The sequence below is a fragment of the Tessaracoccus rhinocerotis genome, from assembly GCF_007197885.1.
Classification (GTDB): Bacteria; Actinomycetota; Actinomycetes; order Propionibacteriales; family Propionibacteriaceae; genus Arachnia; species Arachnia rhinocerotis.
In genome coordinates this window covers 118,116-135,129 of sequence record NZ_VKKG01000001.1, presented here as the reverse complement: position 1 = coordinate 135,129, position 17,014 = coordinate 118,116, and the positions used below count along the sequence as shown (strand labels likewise).

The following is a 17,014-nucleotide window of genomic DNA, read 5'->3' as shown; positions in this document are numbered from 1 at the left end:
CCCCTAGACTCGCCAGTGACCATCTGAGAATTCCTCAGAAACTTCCCCAAGGGTCGGAGTCTGGCATTGATCACGTTCGAAGACGTCACGAAGTTCTACCCCGGTCAGGACCGGGCGGCGCTTCGTAACATCAACCTGGAGATCGGCAAGGGCGAGTTCGTGTTCCTCGTCGGCCAGTCCGGGTCGGGCAAGTCCACCTTCCTGCGGCTGATCCTGCGCGAGTACCGCCCGACGAAGGGCACCCTGTACGTCGCGGGCAAGAACCTAACCACCATGAACCAGTGGAAGGTGCCCGCCCTGCGACGCCAGATCGGCACCGTGTTCCAGGACTTCCGCCTCCTCCCGGGGAAGACCGTCTTCGAGAATGTCGCATTCGCGCTGCAGGTCATCGGAAAGCCACAGCGACTGATCAAGCAGATCGTGCCGGAAACTCTCGAACTCGTCGGACTCGCGGGCAAGGAGAATCGGCAGAACGAAGAACTCTCCGGCGGTGAGCAGCAGCGCGTCGCAATTGCGCGGGCATTCGTCAACCGCCCCAAGATCCTCATCGCCGACGAACCCACCGGAAACCTCGATCCCGAGACCTCCGTGGGAATCATGAAACTGCTGGACCGGATCAACCGGACCGACACCACCGTGATCATGGCAACCCACGACTCCTCGATCGTGGATCAGATGCGCCGCCGCGTTCTGGAGTTGCGCCAGGGAGAACTTGTGCGTGACCAGACCAAGGGCGTCTACGGCACCGCCTGATCAGGAGAGACTTATGCGACACACACTTCGGGAGACCTGGTCAGGTCTGAAGCGGAACCTTGCCATGACCATCGCGGTCGTGGTGACGATGGCCGTCTCGCTATCGCTGTTCGGTGCCGGCCTACTGACCTCGATGGAGGTCGATCTCGTCAAGGGCCGCTGGTACGACAAGATCGAGATCTCGGTGTTCCTGTGCACCGAGCACACCCAGGGCGGCATGTGCGAGGAGGGCAAGGGAACCACCGAGGCCCAGCGCGAGAGCATCCGCCAGACCCTCGAGGCGAACCCCGAGGTGGCTGAGGTGTTCTACGAGTCAAAGGAGGAGGCCTTCGAGGAGTTCCAGCGAGTCTTCGCCGACTCGCCGATCCTCGGCTCGCGCACGGTGGACCAGATGCAGGACTCGTTCCGCATCAAGCTCGAGAACCCCGAGAACTACTCCGGCGTCGTCAGCGAGGCCCAGGGCCTGCAGGGGGTCCAGAACGTCCAGGACCTGCACCGGATCCTCGACCCGATGTTCAACTGGTTGAACGCGCTGCAGTGGGCAACAATCGGAATGAGCGTGCTGCTCCTGCTGGCGGCCTCCCTCCAGATCGCCAACACCATCCGCATGGCCGCTTTCACCAGAAGACGCGAAATCGGAATCATGCGCCTCGTCGGCGCATCCAATTTCTACATCGTGCTGCCATTCCTGCTGGAGAGCCTGATCGCCGGTCTGATCGGTATCGTCGTGGCCGGCGGAACACTCGCAATCGGCTACTACCTCGTCATCGAGACCAACGCCAAGACCTCAATCCAAGCTTTACCCTGGATTGACTGGTCCCACGTCACAACTGCCATTCTTGCCATGGCGGCGGTGGGAGTCGCACTCGCGGTGATCCCCACCCTGCTGGCAACCAGGAAGTACCTCCGCATCTAGGAAGCCGCAAGGAGAAACATCGTGTATCGGGACCTTCCCCCTCAGCCCGAGAACCCCAGGACAGCACCCATTCGCGTCGTCGTCGCCGCGCTGGTGCTCGCCCTGGTGGTCAGCATGGGTGCCCTCGGCGCCAGTGCTGACCAACTCGACGAACGCCGTGAAGAGCTCAAGACTGAGATCGCGCAGGCCAAGTCCTCCGTCGACGGCGCCTCCGCCGCGGTGAACGACGCCATCGCCGCGCTCGAGGCTGCAGAGGCCGAGCTGGCAGCTGCCGAGGCCGCCCTCAAGGAGGCCGAGGAGGCCACCGAGAAGGCGCGGACGCTCGACGAGCAGCGCGCCGAGGAACTCGCGGATGCCGAGCACAAGGTGAAGCAGGCCGAGGCCGACGTCGCGGCCGCCCAGGCAGCCTTCGACTCAGTCGATGCCCGCACCACCGAGGAACTCACGGTCATCACCCAGCAGAGCGGCCCGCTCGTGGACTTCGCACTGCTGCTGACCGACGTCTCCATGGCGGACCTGAACCACCGGGCCCAGCTCGGGGAGACCCTCCTGACTTCCTCCGCGCTCGAGCTCGACGAACTCCAGGAACAGCGGTTCAAGCTCGACGCCGCTAAATCGGCCGCCGACGACGCCCGCGCCGCCGCGAAGGATGCGCGCGAGGAGGCGGCGCGCCAACTCGCCGACACCGAGGCCAAGGAGGACCGCGCCGAGCAGCTGCGCACCGACGTGGAGGGCAAGGTCGCTGCCCGGGACAAGGCCCGTGTCGCCGCGCAGAACGAGTTGAAGGCCGAGCAGGCCAGGCAGTCGGAACTGGAGGCCGAGGCGGCCGACGTCGACCGGCGCATCGCCGAGCGCATCGCCCGCGAGGAGGCCGCTCGCAAGGCCGCTGAGGAGAAGGCGGCCCGCGAGGCAGCCGCGCGCGAGGCAGCAGCGCGCGAGGCAGCAGCCCGCCAGTCAGCGGCGGCGAACAAGGCGGCGGCCGACAAGGCAGCCGCGAGCCGCGCAGCAGCGAACCGGGCCGCCGCACAGAAGGCCGCGGCGCAGAAGGCGGCGACGCAGAAGGCCGCCGCATCCAGCTCCACCGGGTTCATGCTGCCGGTGAACGGACGTCTCAGCTCCCGCTACGGCATGCGGCTGCACCCCGTCCTCGGGTACCGCAAGCTGCACGATGGCACCGACTTCGCGGCCGCCTGCGGCACCCCGATCAAGGCCGCCGCGGCCGGCACGGTCGCTGAGCGCTACTACAACGCCGGCTACGGTAACCGCCTGATGATCGACCACGGCCGGATCAACGGCACCTACGTCACCACCGGCTACAACCACGCCACGAAGTACATCGTCGGCGTCGGCCAGCGGGTGAGCAAGGGTCAGGTCATCGGGTACGTCGGGACCACCGGCTACTCGACCGGCTGCCACCTCCACCTGATGGTGTGGCAGAACGGTTCGGTGACCAACCCGATGGCGAAGTGGTTCGGCTGAGCCCCTGTGGCATGATTGTCAGATGCCCAGGGAGACCGGACGCAAGCTGATTGCGCAGAACAAGAAGGCCCGGCACGACTACCACATCGGAGACGTGTACGAGGCCGGTCTGGTGCTGACCGGAACCGAGGTCAAGAGCCTGCGGCAGGGACGCGCCAGCCTGCAGGAGGCCTACGCCACCATCGACGACGGCGAGGTCTGGCTCCGTAACGCCCACATTCCCGAGTACGCCTTCGGGACCTGGACCAACCACGCCACCCGGCGCACGCGCAAGCTCCTGCTGCACCGCAGGGAGATCGAGAAGCTCGAGAAGGCCGTCGGGGACTCCGGACGCACCATCGTGCCGCTCTCGTTGTTCTTCTCCGACGGCTACGCCAAGGTCGAGATCGCGGTCGCAACGGGCAAGAAGGACTGGGACAAGCGCCAAACCATCGCGAAGCGGGACGCGGACCGCGAGGCACAGCGAGCGCTCGCCACGCGGAACCGCCTGCGCCGCTGAGGTGGTTGGCAGGCGGCCCGCGTCGGTCAGAGGGTCAGCTGACGGCGACGAGGTCGCAAACGAAGACCAGCGTCTCGCCCGGTGCGATGACACCGGCCGCTCCGCGGTCACCGTAGGCGAGGTGCGCAGGGATGGTCAGCTTGCGGCGGCCGCCCACCCGCATTCCGATGAGGCCCTGGTCCCAGCCCTGGATGACCTGTCCGGTGCCGGGACGGAACTGGAGCGGTCCGCGGCCCCAGGAGCTGTCGAACTCCTTGCCGTTGCTCCACGCGACTCCGACGTAGTGCACGTCGGCCAGGTCGCCGGGGGTGACCTCGTTGCCCTCGCCGACGGTGATGTCGTCGATCACGAGCTCCTTCGGAGGGGTTTCGGAGGGAATCTCAATTATTGGCTTGTCATTCATGTCGCAACCCTAGCCCGAGGGGTGGGTCCGGAGTCCACCCCGTCACCCTATGGGGTCGCTGCGGCTCCGGGATTGCTCAGGGCTGTCCCCGGTACGGATACCGTCCGGTGGAGGGGACAATGGAGTCCATGATCCACGACCCCTCGCGCCCCAACCTGGTGACCGATGAACAGCGCGACCGCGCCGTCGACTACCTCCAGCAGGCCTATGCCAAGGGGACCTTGGACGCGGAAGCCTTTGACGACAGGCTGGCGCAGGCGCTGACCGCCACCAACCGCAGCGAGTTGAACGCCTCCCTGCGGGGCATCGCACGGGTCGCGGACGTGAACGCCGGTGCGCTCGCCCCGGCCCCGATGGCCCTGCCGCCGGTGCCGCAGGGAGTTCAGAACGTCGGGGCCGGCCTGGTCCACCTGGCAGGTCTGCCCACCGGCTTCATCGCGCCGGCGATCACGAAGGCAGCGTCGGCGCCGGGCTCCAGGATCTGGTGGGAGGCCAGTCGGGCGCTGAGCTGGCAGGTGACGGCGATGATGGCGATGGTGGCGGTGCTCATCGGGTCGATCATCGTGGGTACCGGGACACCGGTCTTCCTGGCCGGCCTGGCTTGGTTCCTCGGGACGGTGTTCTTCTCGATCCGCGCCTTCAACGGTGACGACAGCACCGGGGGCCTCGAGCGGCTGATGCTGTTCCGCCCCAAGCTGCCGCCCCGTCGATGATTGGATCGGGGCACGTCGCTGCTAGAATGGGTGACGAACAACTCAACAGGGGGTGACTGGTTTCGACTTGGGACGGTAGTTCCAGGAGAAGCGGGCCGAGGATCCATGCCTATCTCGTTAACGCTGCATGGAAACCAATAAGTGCCAACAACAACCGCACTAACTTCGCTCTCGCTGCCTGATCAGCGACCGAAGGGTCAGCACGGGCGCGCCTTCCGCTCGTAACCTGGCCTCATTCAGAAGGCTTGCTGAGTAGCACGGGGATCTGGGGCTACTCGGGACTCAACAGATTCTGGGCTCGTCTGCGACATGCCGACGTGAGTGCAGGAGCCAAGCAGAACGCCTAGTCGGCTGCGCCCGGAGAAGACCTGGTTCGCCTCTTGAGGACGCGGGTTCAATTCCCGCCACCTCCACCCCTGCCCCTGCCAACATCCGTTGGCAGGGGTTTTTACTTGTCAGAGTGCATTTGGCGTTCTGTCCAAGGGGACATAGACACCCTCGAATGGACTCAAAAGGCCATCCGATTGGTACCTAGGTACCCCACCCAGTTGAGGGCCCGCGTAGACTCCTGATCAACTCAGGAGGTGGGTCGCGTGCCTTTGGAAGTGCTCCCGATGGGGGTGTCGATCGTTTATCGTAATCGCCGACGCGTACGGAATGGGGTTCCGGAGACCTACCAGAAGAAGCTCTACCAAGTCCGAGTCACGTGGCTGGGACGCCGAGAGTTCGTAGGTCGCTATGATCACCTCACCGATGCCAAGCACGCCCTAACTCTCGCGCAGGCCGACATCCTCCGCGGAGTCTTCACTCCGCCCCGCGCCATCCGTGAGGCAAGGAAGGCCGAGGAGGAGGCGGCGCGCATGGCTCGGTTCAACAGCACGAGCGTTGCCGACCTTGCAGAGCTCTGGGTCGAACACGTCAGGCGGATGGGACGCAAGGAATCTACGCTCTATACGTATCAGAAACGCATCGACGCTCAGGTCCTACCGACGCTGGGACACCTGCCAGTCGATGCCGTGACACCCCAGGCCGTTCAAGATTGGTACGACGAACTGGATCGAAACCACGGCAACGGAGTCAGCCGAGGCGCCTACATGATGCTGTCTGGGATGTTCACCTACGCCGCCGGGAAGGCGAAGGGGCAGCCCTACGGGTTTACCCCTCTGATTGCCGAAAACCCGTGCCGCGTTGTGGGAGCGACGAAGCACAAGCCGGTCCGGCCCGGGGCGGCTAGCGACAAGGTCATCACGGACGCACAACTAGGAGAGTTGGCCCAGGCCATGCCTGCCCTGGAAAGGTTGGCCGTTCTGCTGGGGGGATGGCAGGCGCTGCGAATCGGGGAGGTCCTGGGGCTGCAGCGTCGTGACGTGCAAGGTGAGTGGCTGACCGTGGCACGGCAACTTCAGAGCCGCGGGCAGGGATTGCGAATTGACATTCCGAAGACTGAGGCGGGGATCAGAGAGCTTCCGATTTTCCCAGCAGTGGCTCAGGCCTTGAAACCGCATCTGGAGAGTCACGTTGGCGATGCAGATGATGCGCCCCTGTTCCCGCGAACTGGTCGTGGGGATGTGCCATTACACCCAAACGTGCTGCGTCGGCACTTCACCGCGGCGGTGAAGTCGACCCACGGGATTCCAGACACGTTCGTGTTCCACGGTCTACGCCATACCGCCCTCACTCGCTTGGGTCAGCGAGGGGCCACGCTCGAAGAACTAAAGAAGTTCGCGGGCCACCGCGACAGTGCCACAGTTCAGCGCTACCAGCACGCGACGAGAACTCGTCTTGCGTCCCTTGTAGCGGATGCGATGACGAATAAGTAAGGATCCGGAGCATCCCTGGCCCCGATCAAGACCGGGGAGATGCCTCAGTGCACGTGGCGCCTTGGACCATTGCGCCGGTGGGCGGTGTTGCTGACCACAGGTTTGGCTGCAGCCTCTGAGGGCATTGCTCAGACCGGCCTGCATGTACAGCGGTTGCGGCTTGGCCACGACAGGCTGTGCAATGACGCCACGTTCATCACGTGTCCAGAAACCAAGTTTCGCCGACCCCAGAGTCCGTGGGCCATAGGTAGTTAGCGAGATCCGATCATCCGACGCTCCGCGACGGTCTCTGCGACTTCCAGCTGAGCTGGAATCGAGTGCCAAGTGCGTGGGTCGCGACTCTGAGGGGAGCCATCAGCATGGACAAGGCGGGATCAGTGGTCAGAAGAGCCCGACGCTGGGCAACGCTGCATCAAGCGGCAACATACTTGAACTGCCACCCGAAGACGATCTCTCGGCGATTGACTGACGGAACGCTGAGCCGATACAGAATTGGCCGGAGGCTCCTCGTCGATTTGGACGAGGTGGACGCCGTCCTCGAGACCAGTTCTTACCGGGCTCCGCAATCGCGGCGTTCGCGATGATTACATCCAAGCAGAAAGAGGCGCACTCGCAAGCACGGTCAACGACCAAAGGTCCAAGCTTTCGTGGGAGTTCTGAGGATCCTCTCGTCCGTTGTCGGTCAGGCATCTGATGTTGACTTAGCCGATCGGTGCGCGTCCCTGCGTACCTGCTGCTCCACGAGTATAGTTCGTCAGTTGAAAGCACGGATCAGGCGCGGCCTATGTCGCGCTCCGCGGCTCACCCCGTTGGTTAGGTGCCGAGTACTGCGCGAGGCTCTACCGATATGGCGGTGCGCCACTCTGTGGAGGAACAGAAGGAGGCCCCGGTGGCACGAGAAATTGGTGCGCACATGATGCTGGTCGAATGGCTGTTCGTGGAGACAGTCGCCGACCTGCGCGACCGTAGTCACGACCCAGCCTCGCGAAGCCGGTACGAGTTGCTAGGCATTGCACCGTTGCTTCGGAAGCTTCTCACCGATCGCGGCGACCCCCTTGATCACAATCATCCGGCGGGCACGACATGAGATCAGACCAAGATATCGAATTCTACCGTGGCAGGCAGCTGACGGTACAGACGAGTCGCTCAACTATCTGATCCGCCTGAGCGGCCCCGAGCTTGTGGGCGATGCAAAGACTGACGCACTGACGGTGGATCAGTTCCTGGCGGCAAGAGTCGGGCTGGTCGAGGGCCGGGACCTGTCCGTAAAGCAGGTCATTCGCTACTACGCCCACGTCGAGGGTGGTGTCCACCTCGGCGATCCGGATGAAGATGGTCAAGAAGCGATGAGCTGTATGGCTCCCGTGCTGCTGGGAAACACAACCGGACAGATCGAGATTGTTGGATACCTCGGGCAGGTCGTCGTCGACGCACTAACCCCTCTGTGCGACTCGATCCTCACTTCGCCCACGATCGTCCCAGCGATGCACCGCCTTAACAGCTCCGGCTTCTACGACCACCACTGGACCGCGAAGCACCACGCGAAGCAGCGACCGAAGACACTTGAATGACAGGGCCCGCAGCGGCATGAGTCCGGTGCTTACTGCACCATCACCCCCGGTCCGCTCTCGAGGTCATCAGCTATCAGGTTCGTGTTGCGGGCAGATGATCGGCGCCCCCACTGAGTCTCGACGGTGCATGCACCCCCGGGCAATGCGCCCGAGGCGGCTTACGCGAGAGCGCCAGGGTCGGCTCTGGCGGTAACATACGCTGTTGACACGTCCGGGCTTGATGACATCTTACTCGGGGCATCGAGTGGGCTTCGGGAGAGTGGGTAGAGTCCAGGTGCGTGGGCGACGTTGGCGCTGGGCGGGGCGTGGCGCCGGGTGCCGCCCTAATGCGCATCGCTACACTCAAAGAGGAACCTGGCAGACCCGGTCAGGACCACAATCATCGCCGGAGGAGGTCAGGCCGTGGCAACCAACGATCAGCTCAAGGCGCTCGTGAAGAGCCACGCCGACGGTGACGACCCGCAGTTCTACTCGGTCGCGATGCAGGTCGCGGCGAAGGCGGCCCGATCGGGGCAGGCAAAGTTCGCACAGGACCTCCGCGACCTCGTCGACGGCCTGCGCAAGCGAAGTGCCGCGCCCTCCCGTGTGGCGTCGGTGGTCCCCGTAACTCAGCCCCGCGGCGAGCTGAGCTCGCTGCTGACCGTCAGCTACCCAGACGCACGACTGGGTGACCTAGTCCTGTCTGATCAACTGGCGGAGCGTCTGCGGCACGTCCTACTTGAGCAGCGTCAGCGGGACATGCTCGTGCGGCACGGCCTCAGTCCTGCGCGCAGGCTGCTGTTGATCGGACCTTCCGGCACCGGGAAAACCTCCACCGCTCGGGTGCTGGCCGGCGAGTTGGGGCTTCCGCTGTTCGCGATCCGCCTAGACACGATCATCACGAAGTTCATGGGGGAGACTGCCGCGAAGCTGCGGCTGATCTTCGACGCGCTCGTCGAGACACGCGGGGTATACCTGTTTGACGAGGTCGATGCCCTCGCTGGCGACCGGGCTGCGGCCAACGACGTTGGCGAGATTCGCCGGGTGCTGAACTCGTTTCTGCAGTTCCTCGAAGAGGACATCTCGGAGAGCGTGATCGTGGCGGCGACGAACCATCCGCAGCTGCTGGACAACGCGCTGTACCGACGGTTCGACACCGTCATGGATTTCACGTTTCCCGACGACCTCAGCGCCGAGGCGGTTATCAGGAATCGGCTCACGCTGTTTCACATCGGCAACCTCACTTGGCCACGCGTGCTGGACGCCGCCCGCGGACTCAGCCATGCCGAGATCGCCACCGCCGCCGAGAACGCGGCGAAGCGTAGCGTCCTCGCAGGCCGGACGCGGGTCCTTACCGGCGACCTGGTCACTGCTCTCGGGGAGAGATCCCGATCCGGTTCGGGTGGCCGGGGAGAGTAGGGCGGATGGCTGAACGTGACCGTCCCCACATAGTCGTGCCGACGGACCCCCGACCCGAACCCTTCACCATCCCCACCGGCGGCGGCAACGACGGCGCCGGATTCTCGGGCGACCGGCGCCGGCACGGCGCGGCACTTGTCCAACAGTACGAAGATGCGGTCGCGGCTGAACCCGATGCACCAGAGGTCGAAGGCACCTATCTCTCCTTCCTGTCCTTCTCGGGCCTTGAACTCGCGCTGGAGAGCCTGGACGTGCAGCGTCTAGGTGAACAGCCGGAGCTGGTCGCGGTGCGGGAGGCGGACTCCGCCAATGGGCCCGTTCAGATCGCGACCGTAGACATCCCCGACGGTAAGAAGGAGTACTTCCTCAAGCGGCTCAGCCAATACGTCGACTCGGCAGACGAGGACACGGCGCGTAACGCCACCCTGGTAGAGGGCATCCAATCCATCCGCCGGGCGACGATCCGCGAGCTGTGGACGGACGCGGATGACGCCTACCCGGACGAGCCTGGGGGAGGTCAGATGGTGGGAGGTCTGGCTGCGCAAGCGTGACGGCCGCGAACTGGGGCGGTTCACCGCCTTCGCCGCGGCGCATTTGCTCCGAACCAGCGATCATTATCTCGGCTTCGGCGACAGGACCGTCGTGCTGGTCCGTGCGACGGCGGATCAGCTCGCCGAGGCCTTCCGGTTGCTGGATGACATAGCTGAGCTGCGACAGGCTGGTGGAGGCTCTCAAACCAGTGAAGGATGGGAGTTTTGGCACCACCGAGGAAGTACAGCGTCGAGTTCCAGCAACGGGCGACGCGGATGGCGTTGGACGCGAGGAAGGACCCGGAGACGAGTCGTGGCGCGATCTAGCGGGTCGCTGACCAGTTGGGAGTTGGCCGAGGCCCTGGACTCGCTGTTCAAGGCCGAGTGCATCCGCAACCTAGCCATGCGCCCTGCAGGCGGCTGGAAGAACGTCTCCGACGTCGAAATCGCAGTGGCCGAGGACATCGACTGGTACAACCACCGACGACTCCACGGAGAACTCGGCCACGTCCCACCCAACGAGTTCGAGACCAACCACTGGTCCCAACACCACACCAACCACTACCGTGAAGACAAGGTTCTCACGAAGACCGGAACCAACTAACGGAGTCTCCACCAAACCTGGGGCGATTCACCCTCCTGAGTTCGACAGGTTTGGTGGCAGCGTCGACCGGACGGGCAGACAAGACGTTGGTGGGACCTCTAGGCCAAGCTCCTATAAGGTCATGTCCGCCCGGTCGGCGTCACGTTCGTACCCACTCGGGAAGTGGACAGATGAGATTAGAGACACCAGTGAACTGGGCCAGTCAGAGTCCAGAGTCACCCCCCAAGCAGGCCCTACCATTCTCAACGCCAGTGCTTCTGCATCGACCCGCCCAGGGAGTGAGGCATGGTCCGAGCGGCGTCTGCGATGATGAACGCATCCCGGGCGTCGGTCTTGGCGTTGCCGGGATAATGCTCCGCGGCGCGGTGCAGCGCCAGCCCGGGAAGGTAGGCGACGGGATGCCCTTCCATCGGGCAACGGCGATCGGCAGCGCTCCGATCGTGTTGGGCTGGTCGACGATCACCAACACCCGGCCATGTGCGAGCAGTTTGCTGAACAGCCCCTAGAGTTGAGTCCGGGCTGCGGCAGGGGCTTGTCCAGGATCTTGCGTCCGGCAGCATCCAGAGCACAGGCATGGTGGGCCTGTTTTACCCACATCCAGCCCGCACCAAATCTCAAACCCTGGTCCGTCCATTACGGCCACCATCCTTCCCCATCCATGTTGGATGGTCGTCGGTGATGGTGAAGCGTCAGTTGCCGGCACCCACGTTACGAAGAGACCTCAGGAGGCCATGTCCCTGTCAGCGGTCAACCTGACGCCACCAAGCTGGGCGACCCCCCTCGGATCAGGCACAGGACAGGGGCAGTAAGTCATACCCAGCCGACGACCACGACCCCAATCGGGGCTAGCACCAAGTTAACGGGGCTCGATTCCGGAGTTCTCTTGATTCCCGTCGAGGTGGCACAAGCTCAGGATAGGCTTTGGGCATGAAGAAATCTATGGTGGTACTGGGAGTCGTCATGGCTGCCCTCCTCGCCGGTTTCGTACTCCCAGCTGAGCCCGTAGGGGCCGCGAACCACTCGGTTCGCTTCGTCGAACAACTTCCCATTCCTGAGTCTTCCGCTCTTGCAAGTGCTGCGTCTGAACTAGAACCTGGTTCCGAAGCGGCCAAAGACTTCGAAGCTGCTATGGTCCCCCTGCGTGACATCCTGGATGAGTACAGTTCGAATTTTGCCGGATTCGTTGCGGACTGGAGCAACAAGGGCAAGTACATCGTTAACATTGTGGACCGAACTGGTCCAGGCGCGAACGAACTGGCCGAGTTGATTTCAGAGTATGGTCCGCATCTGTTCGAACTTCGAGAGGTGCCCATGTCGGATGACGAAATCCTCCGTAAGATGGACAGTCTCGCGGTTGGGGATCATTCTAAGCAGCTCCTTGCCGCGCTCACTGAAATGTACGCCGATGAGGCCACAGGGACCGTGATGATGACCTTGGATGAGAACATGGTGACGATCAAGGACGACGCCAAAATTTTCATCGAAGACCGAGACGAACAACGATCCGCTCGAGTGTCAGAGGTCAATCTGCGTGGAGTCGCTAACAGTGTCGGTATGGACTTTGTGATTACCCTCAAGCCGAGAGAGCAAGTCACTCCAGCCAGCACGCGCACAAACTCAAGTGCTCCGTACCGCGGAGGGGCTTGGATCCGCACCACACGCACGCTCCCAGATGGCACCGCTGGGCTTTGCTCTTTGGGTATGCCGAATTTGCGACTAAACGGTGTCAACTACGTGTCGTCAACGGCCCATTGTGCATACGGGGTATTCAACCAGCCGTGGGCGACCTCGTTTCTGGGAGAGAACGGTTCTCCTCTGGGTACAGTGTTTGCCAACTCGAACACGGCTGGATATGGGCCGCAGATATATGGAGAGTGGCTCCTGATTCGTGCAAGTACGTCTCTCACTGCGTTCACAGGACCTGCATTAGGCAGCACTGCCACTTCCGACTTGACGGGGGCCGACTTCGCCGCGGTTGGCGAGAATGCATCAGTCTGTACTAGTGGGCGTACTACCGGCGGCCGTTGCAGGCTTCGGATCTTGCAGCGACATGTCTACAAGACCATGCCCTTCAAGACCACGCCCAGTAACTCGGACCCCACAGTCAACGTCACCGTTGCCCGTCTAACTCAGGCAAAATACGACCCGGGCTGGAACGGGGTCTATACTTGCGGGGGGCCGTATTTCGGCGACTCAGGTGGTTTGGCATTCTACGACGACTCGGTGAGACCAGGAAAGAAGTGGGGCTACGGCATGTTCCAGAGCTTTACCACGCCAAGTAGCAACACCAACTGCACCTACTACATCCAGGAGCTGAATGGTATCCGCGCCAAGTACCCGGCGATCACCGTGGGCGCCTGAACTGCGATCCACTTTAACAGTGGGTGCACTGGTCGTCGGGTTACTCCTCGGGGGCTGCACTTCTCCGAATTCGCGTAGCGACTCACCGCCCCCGCCGGTGGAGTCGCTGCCGGTGAGGACGTCAGTCGAGGTTTGCGATGCCGTTGCCGGACGAGATTCCACGGCAGGGGCTGCGGTGCCCGTGGAGGAAGGTGCAGTGAGGGCTTGGTTGTGTGGCGACTTGGGGTCAGTCGGCCTGCATCACCCGATGGGCCACAGGGGTCCCAGAGAGCCACTCGTGTACGATGTCCAGAGTGCCGTAGACAAGTACCAGTCTCTACCGAAGCTCGACGATCTGTCCTGCGCAGGCACGCAAACAGTGGTCTTCACTCTCCTCCTTGAGTACGACGACGGGCGTGAAGCTCGGGTTGACGGAGATCTGGGTGCTTGCGGCATGATCGGGGACGGGCACACCCTCAGCGATGAGGGAGGATTATTCTTGGAACATGTGCTGGGTCTTTGGGAGGCACAACGTGTAGCCGGGTACACCTATCCTGAGGAGGAGGTTGGTGAGTGCGCCACCGCCAGCCTCATCCGAGCAGCAGCGACCGAAGCCGTAAGGGGCGTCTGGTGTTCCCGTGACATGGCCGTGGAAACCCGGGGGGGAGGCGGATCCTGGTTGCAGGGCAGCCCGATCCCGGCTGATGTCCTGCATGAGATCTCGGAGGAAATTGGGACAGCCACGGATCCCGCCCCTTCGGACTGGAACACCGAGGCGTTCATAATGCTTGAGGACCAGTACGGCGATGCCGTTGCGCTCGAGTGGCTCGGCAGCCGCGGCTACGCCTTCAACGACGGCGGAGGTCGGACGGCGTTCGTCCCCTCTGCGGAGTTGGCCGCGGCGTTGACCCGATTGCGCCAGTCCTGAACTGATGCCAAATCACGGTTCCATGGAAACAAGCGAGGCCGCAAACCTGGTTCCCTTCTCCGCGAACACGATCTGCGCCTTGCTGTTCTGGCCGGGAGGCTGGGCACGCGCGCGGCGCGGTCAGAAGGTGGGCGACGTTGCAGGATGCGGCAAGGTACGTGAGCTGTCATCCGAGGACGATCACTCGTCGTTTCGGGGATGGGACCTTGAGTCGGTATCGCCTGGGGAGGAAGGTAATAGTGGATCTGGACGAGTTGGATGCGGCCCTGTGCGCGACTTCCTTCCGCATGCCGCTCGAGGCCGGCCGCTGATCGCCTCTGAACTGGGCGGGAGCAGGCTAGGTGATGTGCCGAGGGTTGGGCAAGGGCTTGATATCAGCCTTCTGTGGTGGTTTGGCAGTGGCTGCCCCGCTGGAGTGACCCCTTGTGTGCTTAAACTGCCGGAACGACTGTCCGTGGCAGGACTAGCCGGCCGTGTCAAGGGTTTCCAGCGGCACCGTGGTCTGGTGGGTCGGGAGGGTTTCCGACGGTGAGCAGAGCAGCTCACGTAGATTGCCTTGGTGCTGGGATCTCCCCGGACCATGCTGATGCGCGGTGGCCATCGTTGGTTTCTTCGCATTTGTGAGATTCGGTTTCACTGTAGGTACCCGTCGGCGGGATATAGGGACTATGGGCATCACGAGGGCTGCCAGCGTCGCCGAGGAATCCGAGCGCGCCACCGATACCAAGACCACACCCTCTGGCGAGCCTGGGGCCTGTCGGATTCTTTGTGTAAGTGGCCATGGCTTCAGTTGAGACCTAGGCGGTCGCCGTAGGTCAGTGATAGGACGTTGAGGATGTTCTTCCAGCCGGCGATCTGGCCGGTGGGGTTGGCCCGGTTCGGGCGTCGTTCGCGAACGGTGAGGTAGAGGACCTTCAAAGCGGAGGCCTCGTCTGGGAAGTGCCCACGACGCCGCACCGCGGCCCGGAACCTCGAGTTCAACGACTCGATCGCGTTCGTGGTGTAGATCAGGGACCGGACCTCGGAGGGGAAGTCGAGGAACGGCACGAACTCGGTCCAGGCGCTGCGCCAGGACCCGATCATGGCCGGGTACTTGGGTTGCCACTGCTGCGCGAACTCCTCGAACCGGTCGGTCGCTTCGTCGACGGTGGCGGAGGTGTAGATGCCCCGCAGTTGCCGGGTGATGGTCTGCCAGTGCTGCCTGGCCGAGTACCGCAGCGAGTTCCGGACCAGATGCACCACACAGGTCTGCACGACCGCGAGCGGCCAGATCGCCGAGATGGCCTCTGGTAGGCCCTTGAGGCCGTCGCAACACACGATGCATGCGTCCATGATGCCGCGATTCTTCAACTCCGTCAGCATATTCATCCATTGTTTCGCCCCCTCGCCTCCGGTGGGGCCGACCCACATGCCCAAGACGTCACGAACACCGTCGAGATTGACGCCCATCGCCACGTAGACGGGCCGGTTCGCGACCTGCCCCTCACGGATCTTCAACACGATCGCATCAATGATGATCACCGGATACACCTTGTCCAGAGGTCGGCTCTGCCACAGCTTGAGGTCCTCTGCCACCTTCGACGTCACCGCCGAGACAGTGTCGCGAGAGATACTGGTGGCATAGATCTGTTCCAGATGAGCTGCGATGTCTCCGGTGGTCATGCCCTTGGCGTACAAACTCACCACCTGGTCATCGAAGCCTGACAACCGGCGTTGGTGCTTGGCGATGATCTTCGGATCGAAACTGCCGTCCCGGTCCCGGGGGACCTGGACCGTGAGCTGCCCGATCTCGGTGGTCACCGTCTTCGGAGACGACCCGTTGCGGGAGTTGCCGCGGTTGCGGCCATCTGGGGCGTGCTTGTCATAGCCAAGATGGAGACTCATCTCCGCCTCCAACGCAGACTGCAACACCTGCCTAGTCAACGCCGAGAGCAGCCCTCCTTCGCCGGTGAGTGCGATCCCACGCTCACCCGCCGCCGATACCAGCTGCTCCGCCAGACCGGTCAAGTCAGGCTCCCTGACCGCAGGCACGCCGGAACCGGCCTCGTTGCTGATGCTGTTGTTGTTCATGAACAAATGCTCCGCTCCCCACGGCCAAACCGTGGATCACGCCACACCAGTTACACAAAGTTCCCGACAGGCCCTCTCCCGGGGTGGCTCTCCAATGCATAAGCCCTCCTATGACGGCAGCATGGTCCTACTCCCAGACGGTACTACCGTTGGACTGCGACTCACTTCCAAGACGGGGGGAAAGACCCTAGACGTCGCTGTTCCAGATGGGCCTCGGCTGAGGGTGCACTACGATGGCTAGTATGGATCGTGAACGTACGCTGCGCGAGGAACTGTTGTCTCACGCGGCTGAGGATTGGCTCGACCCAGGTTGGGTCCTTCAGATCGTGCGAGAAACGGGGATCAGGGATAGCACAGTATTGCGCGATCTCTCTTGCGGTTTGTTGGCGGGTCTCGTTGTAGACGGGCTGATCGTTCTCGGTGACCTCAGGGCGGGACAGTATCATCCTTGGCAGTTGACACCAGAAGAGTCAATTCTGCGCTTGATCCGAGAATGGCGGAGCGAGCCAGGCACTTCGGGAAACCAACTGGGGGGTCTGTTCTGGGTCGACGTAACCGAATCGGGTGAGTCGATAGCTAAGAGCGTTTGGCGTCGCGAAGGGGAGGCAAGATGATGCCGTGTTGCCAAGTAGTCGGGAATTGAGAATCTGTTTAGGAACTCAGTTCGGAGCCACTGCTATCTCGACGGGGGCCTCCCCTTTGTCGGCGCGGCCAACTGGGTTCCACTGAACTTTTGGTTCTTGGCAGCGGAGGTTCGGGTTAAGTGAACGCGTCATTCATGGGGCGATGTGTGGCGAAGTTTGGTTAGGAACACGCTCGACTCTGCCGACGTAGGTCCGTTCGAGATAGCGTGGAGTGAGGCTGACTACACAAGCATCGACGTGGACACCGACTGGACTCTGGATGTTCAGGACGGTGCATGGCTCCCTATGCAGAGGTGACTGAGGAGGAGTCTGTGCAGCTTGCTCGTGAGGTTGGGCTGTGGGTGCC

The 17,014-nt window shown here is 62.9% G+C and carries 16 protein-coding genes, 1 other RNA gene and 1 pseudogene; 15 read left to right on the top strand and 3 right to left on the bottom strand.

Going from position 1 to position 17,014, the window contains the following annotated elements:
- Nucleotides 1–66 precede the first annotated feature (66 nt).
- The 4 genes from ftsE to smpB are packed head-to-tail and all read left to right on the top strand — an operon-like array spanning nt 67 to nt 3,647.
- Nucleotides 67–753: a cell division ATP-binding protein FtsE gene (gene ftsE, locus FOJ82_RS00605; protein WP_143936536.1), complete on the top strand. Its 687-nt coding sequence runs from the start codon at nt 67–69 to the stop codon at nt 751–753.
- Between the two features lie 13 nt (nt 754–766).
- Nucleotides 767–1,669, top strand: coding sequence for a permease-like cell division protein FtsX (gene ftsX, locus FOJ82_RS00600; protein WP_221932978.1), 903 nt, complete (start codon nt 767–769; stop codon nt 1,667–1,669).
- Between the two features lie 21 nt (nt 1,670–1,690).
- Nucleotides 1,691–3,148, top strand: a complete 1,458-nt coding sequence (locus FOJ82_RS00595; protein ID WP_143936535.1) for a M23 family metallopeptidase — start codon at nt 1,691–1,693, stop codon at nt 3,146–3,148.
- 22 nt (nt 3,149–3,170) lie between these two features.
- Complete coding sequence (smpB, locus tag FOJ82_RS00590; protein WP_143936534.1) at nt 3,171–3,647, top strand: SsrA-binding protein SmpB; 477 nt, start codon at nt 3,171–3,173, stop codon at nt 3,645–3,647.
- A 34-nt stretch (nt 3,648–3,681) separates the two neighbouring features.
- On the opposite strand, the gene FOJ82_RS00585 is transcribed toward smpB, so the two are convergent.
- Nucleotides 3,682–4,050, bottom strand: coding sequence for an FKBP-type peptidyl-prolyl cis-trans isomerase (locus FOJ82_RS00585; protein ID WP_143936533.1), 369 nt, complete (start codon nt 4,048–4,050; stop codon nt 3,682–3,684).
- Between the two features lie 119 nt (nt 4,051–4,169).
- Between FOJ82_RS00585 and FOJ82_RS00580 the strand changes: the two genes are divergently transcribed.
- The 9 genes from FOJ82_RS00580 (at nt 4,170) to FOJ82_RS00545 (ending at nt 10,686) form a co-directional block, all read left to right on the top strand.
- Nucleotides 4,170–4,763 (top strand): DUF1707 SHOCT-like domain-containing protein, encoded by a 594-nt coding sequence (locus FOJ82_RS00580; RefSeq protein WP_143936532.1) that lies wholly within the window; start codon nt 4,170–4,172, stop codon nt 4,761–4,763.
- 48 nt (nt 4,764–4,811) lie between these two features.
- Nucleotides 4,812–5,179, top strand: a transfer-messenger RNA (tmRNA) gene (ssrA, locus tag FOJ82_RS00575).
- Nucleotides 5,180–5,356: 177 nt separating this feature from the next.
- The gene (locus tag FOJ82_RS00570; protein WP_143936531.1) at nt 5,357–6,583 is read left to right on the top strand and encodes a tyrosine-type recombinase/integrase; all 1,227 of its coding nucleotides are present in this window, start codon (nt 5,357–5,359) and stop codon (nt 6,581–6,583) included.
- A gap of 359 nt (nt 6,584–6,942) precedes the next feature.
- Nucleotides 6,943–7,167 carry an excisionase family DNA-binding protein gene (locus FOJ82_RS16985; RefSeq protein ID WP_143936530.1) on the top strand — a complete coding sequence of 75 codons (225 nt, stop codon included), beginning with the start codon at nt 6,943–6,945 and terminating at the stop codon, nt 7,165–7,167.
- 305 nt (nt 7,168–7,472) lie between these two features.
- Nucleotides 7,473–7,670 carry a hypothetical protein gene (locus FOJ82_RS16085; RefSeq protein WP_185975560.1) on the top strand — a complete coding sequence of 66 codons (198 nt, stop codon included), beginning with the start codon at nt 7,473–7,475 and terminating at the stop codon, nt 7,668–7,670.
- Nucleotides 7,639–8,154, top strand: coding sequence for a hypothetical protein (locus tag FOJ82_RS00560; protein ID WP_143936529.1), 516 nt, complete (start codon nt 7,639–7,641; stop codon nt 8,152–8,154). The genes FOJ82_RS16085 and FOJ82_RS00560 overlap by 32 nt, the downstream gene beginning before the upstream one ends.
- Nucleotides 8,155–8,556: 402 nt before the next feature.
- Nucleotides 8,557–9,552, top strand: coding sequence for an AAA family ATPase (locus FOJ82_RS00555; protein WP_143936528.1), 996 nt, complete (start codon nt 8,557–8,559; stop codon nt 9,550–9,552).
- Between the two features lie 5 nt (nt 9,553–9,557).
- Nucleotides 9,558–10,103 carry a hypothetical protein gene (locus FOJ82_RS00550; RefSeq protein ID WP_143936527.1) on the top strand — a complete coding sequence of 182 codons (546 nt, stop codon included), beginning with the start codon at nt 9,558–9,560 and terminating at the stop codon, nt 10,101–10,103.
- 292 nt (nt 10,104–10,395) lie between these two features.
- Nucleotides 10,396–10,686 carry an IS3 family transposase gene (locus tag FOJ82_RS00545; protein ID WP_221932977.1) on the top strand — a complete coding sequence of 97 codons (291 nt, stop codon included), beginning with the start codon at nt 10,396–10,398 and terminating at the stop codon, nt 10,684–10,686.
- A gap of 272 nt (nt 10,687–10,958) precedes the next feature.
- Here the strand turns inward: FOJ82_RS00545 and FOJ82_RS00540 are convergent.
- A pseudogene (locus FOJ82_RS00540) lies at nt 10,959–11,320 on the bottom strand (IS110 family transposase); the annotation flags it as partial.
- A 293-nt stretch (nt 11,321–11,613) separates the two neighbouring features.
- Here FOJ82_RS00540 and FOJ82_RS00535 point away from each other — a divergent pair.
- Nucleotides 11,614–13,047: a chymotrypsin family serine protease gene (locus FOJ82_RS00535; RefSeq protein ID WP_143936526.1), complete on the top strand. Its 1,434-nt coding sequence runs from the start codon at nt 11,614–11,616 to the stop codon at nt 13,045–13,047.
- Nucleotides 13,048–13,324: 277 nt separating this feature from the next.
- Nucleotides 13,325–13,954 (top strand): hypothetical protein, encoded by a 630-nt coding sequence (locus tag FOJ82_RS00530; RefSeq protein WP_143936525.1) that lies wholly within the window; start codon nt 13,325–13,327, stop codon nt 13,952–13,954.
- A gap of 786 nt (nt 13,955–14,740) precedes the next feature.
- On the opposite strand, the gene FOJ82_RS00520 is transcribed toward FOJ82_RS00530, so the two are convergent.
- On the bottom strand, nt 14,741–16,024 hold the full coding sequence (locus tag FOJ82_RS00520; RefSeq protein ID WP_221932976.1) for an IS256 family transposase: 1,284 nt from the start codon (nt 16,022–16,024) through the stop codon (nt 14,741–14,743).
- Between the last annotated feature and the right edge of the window lie 990 nt (nt 16,025–17,014).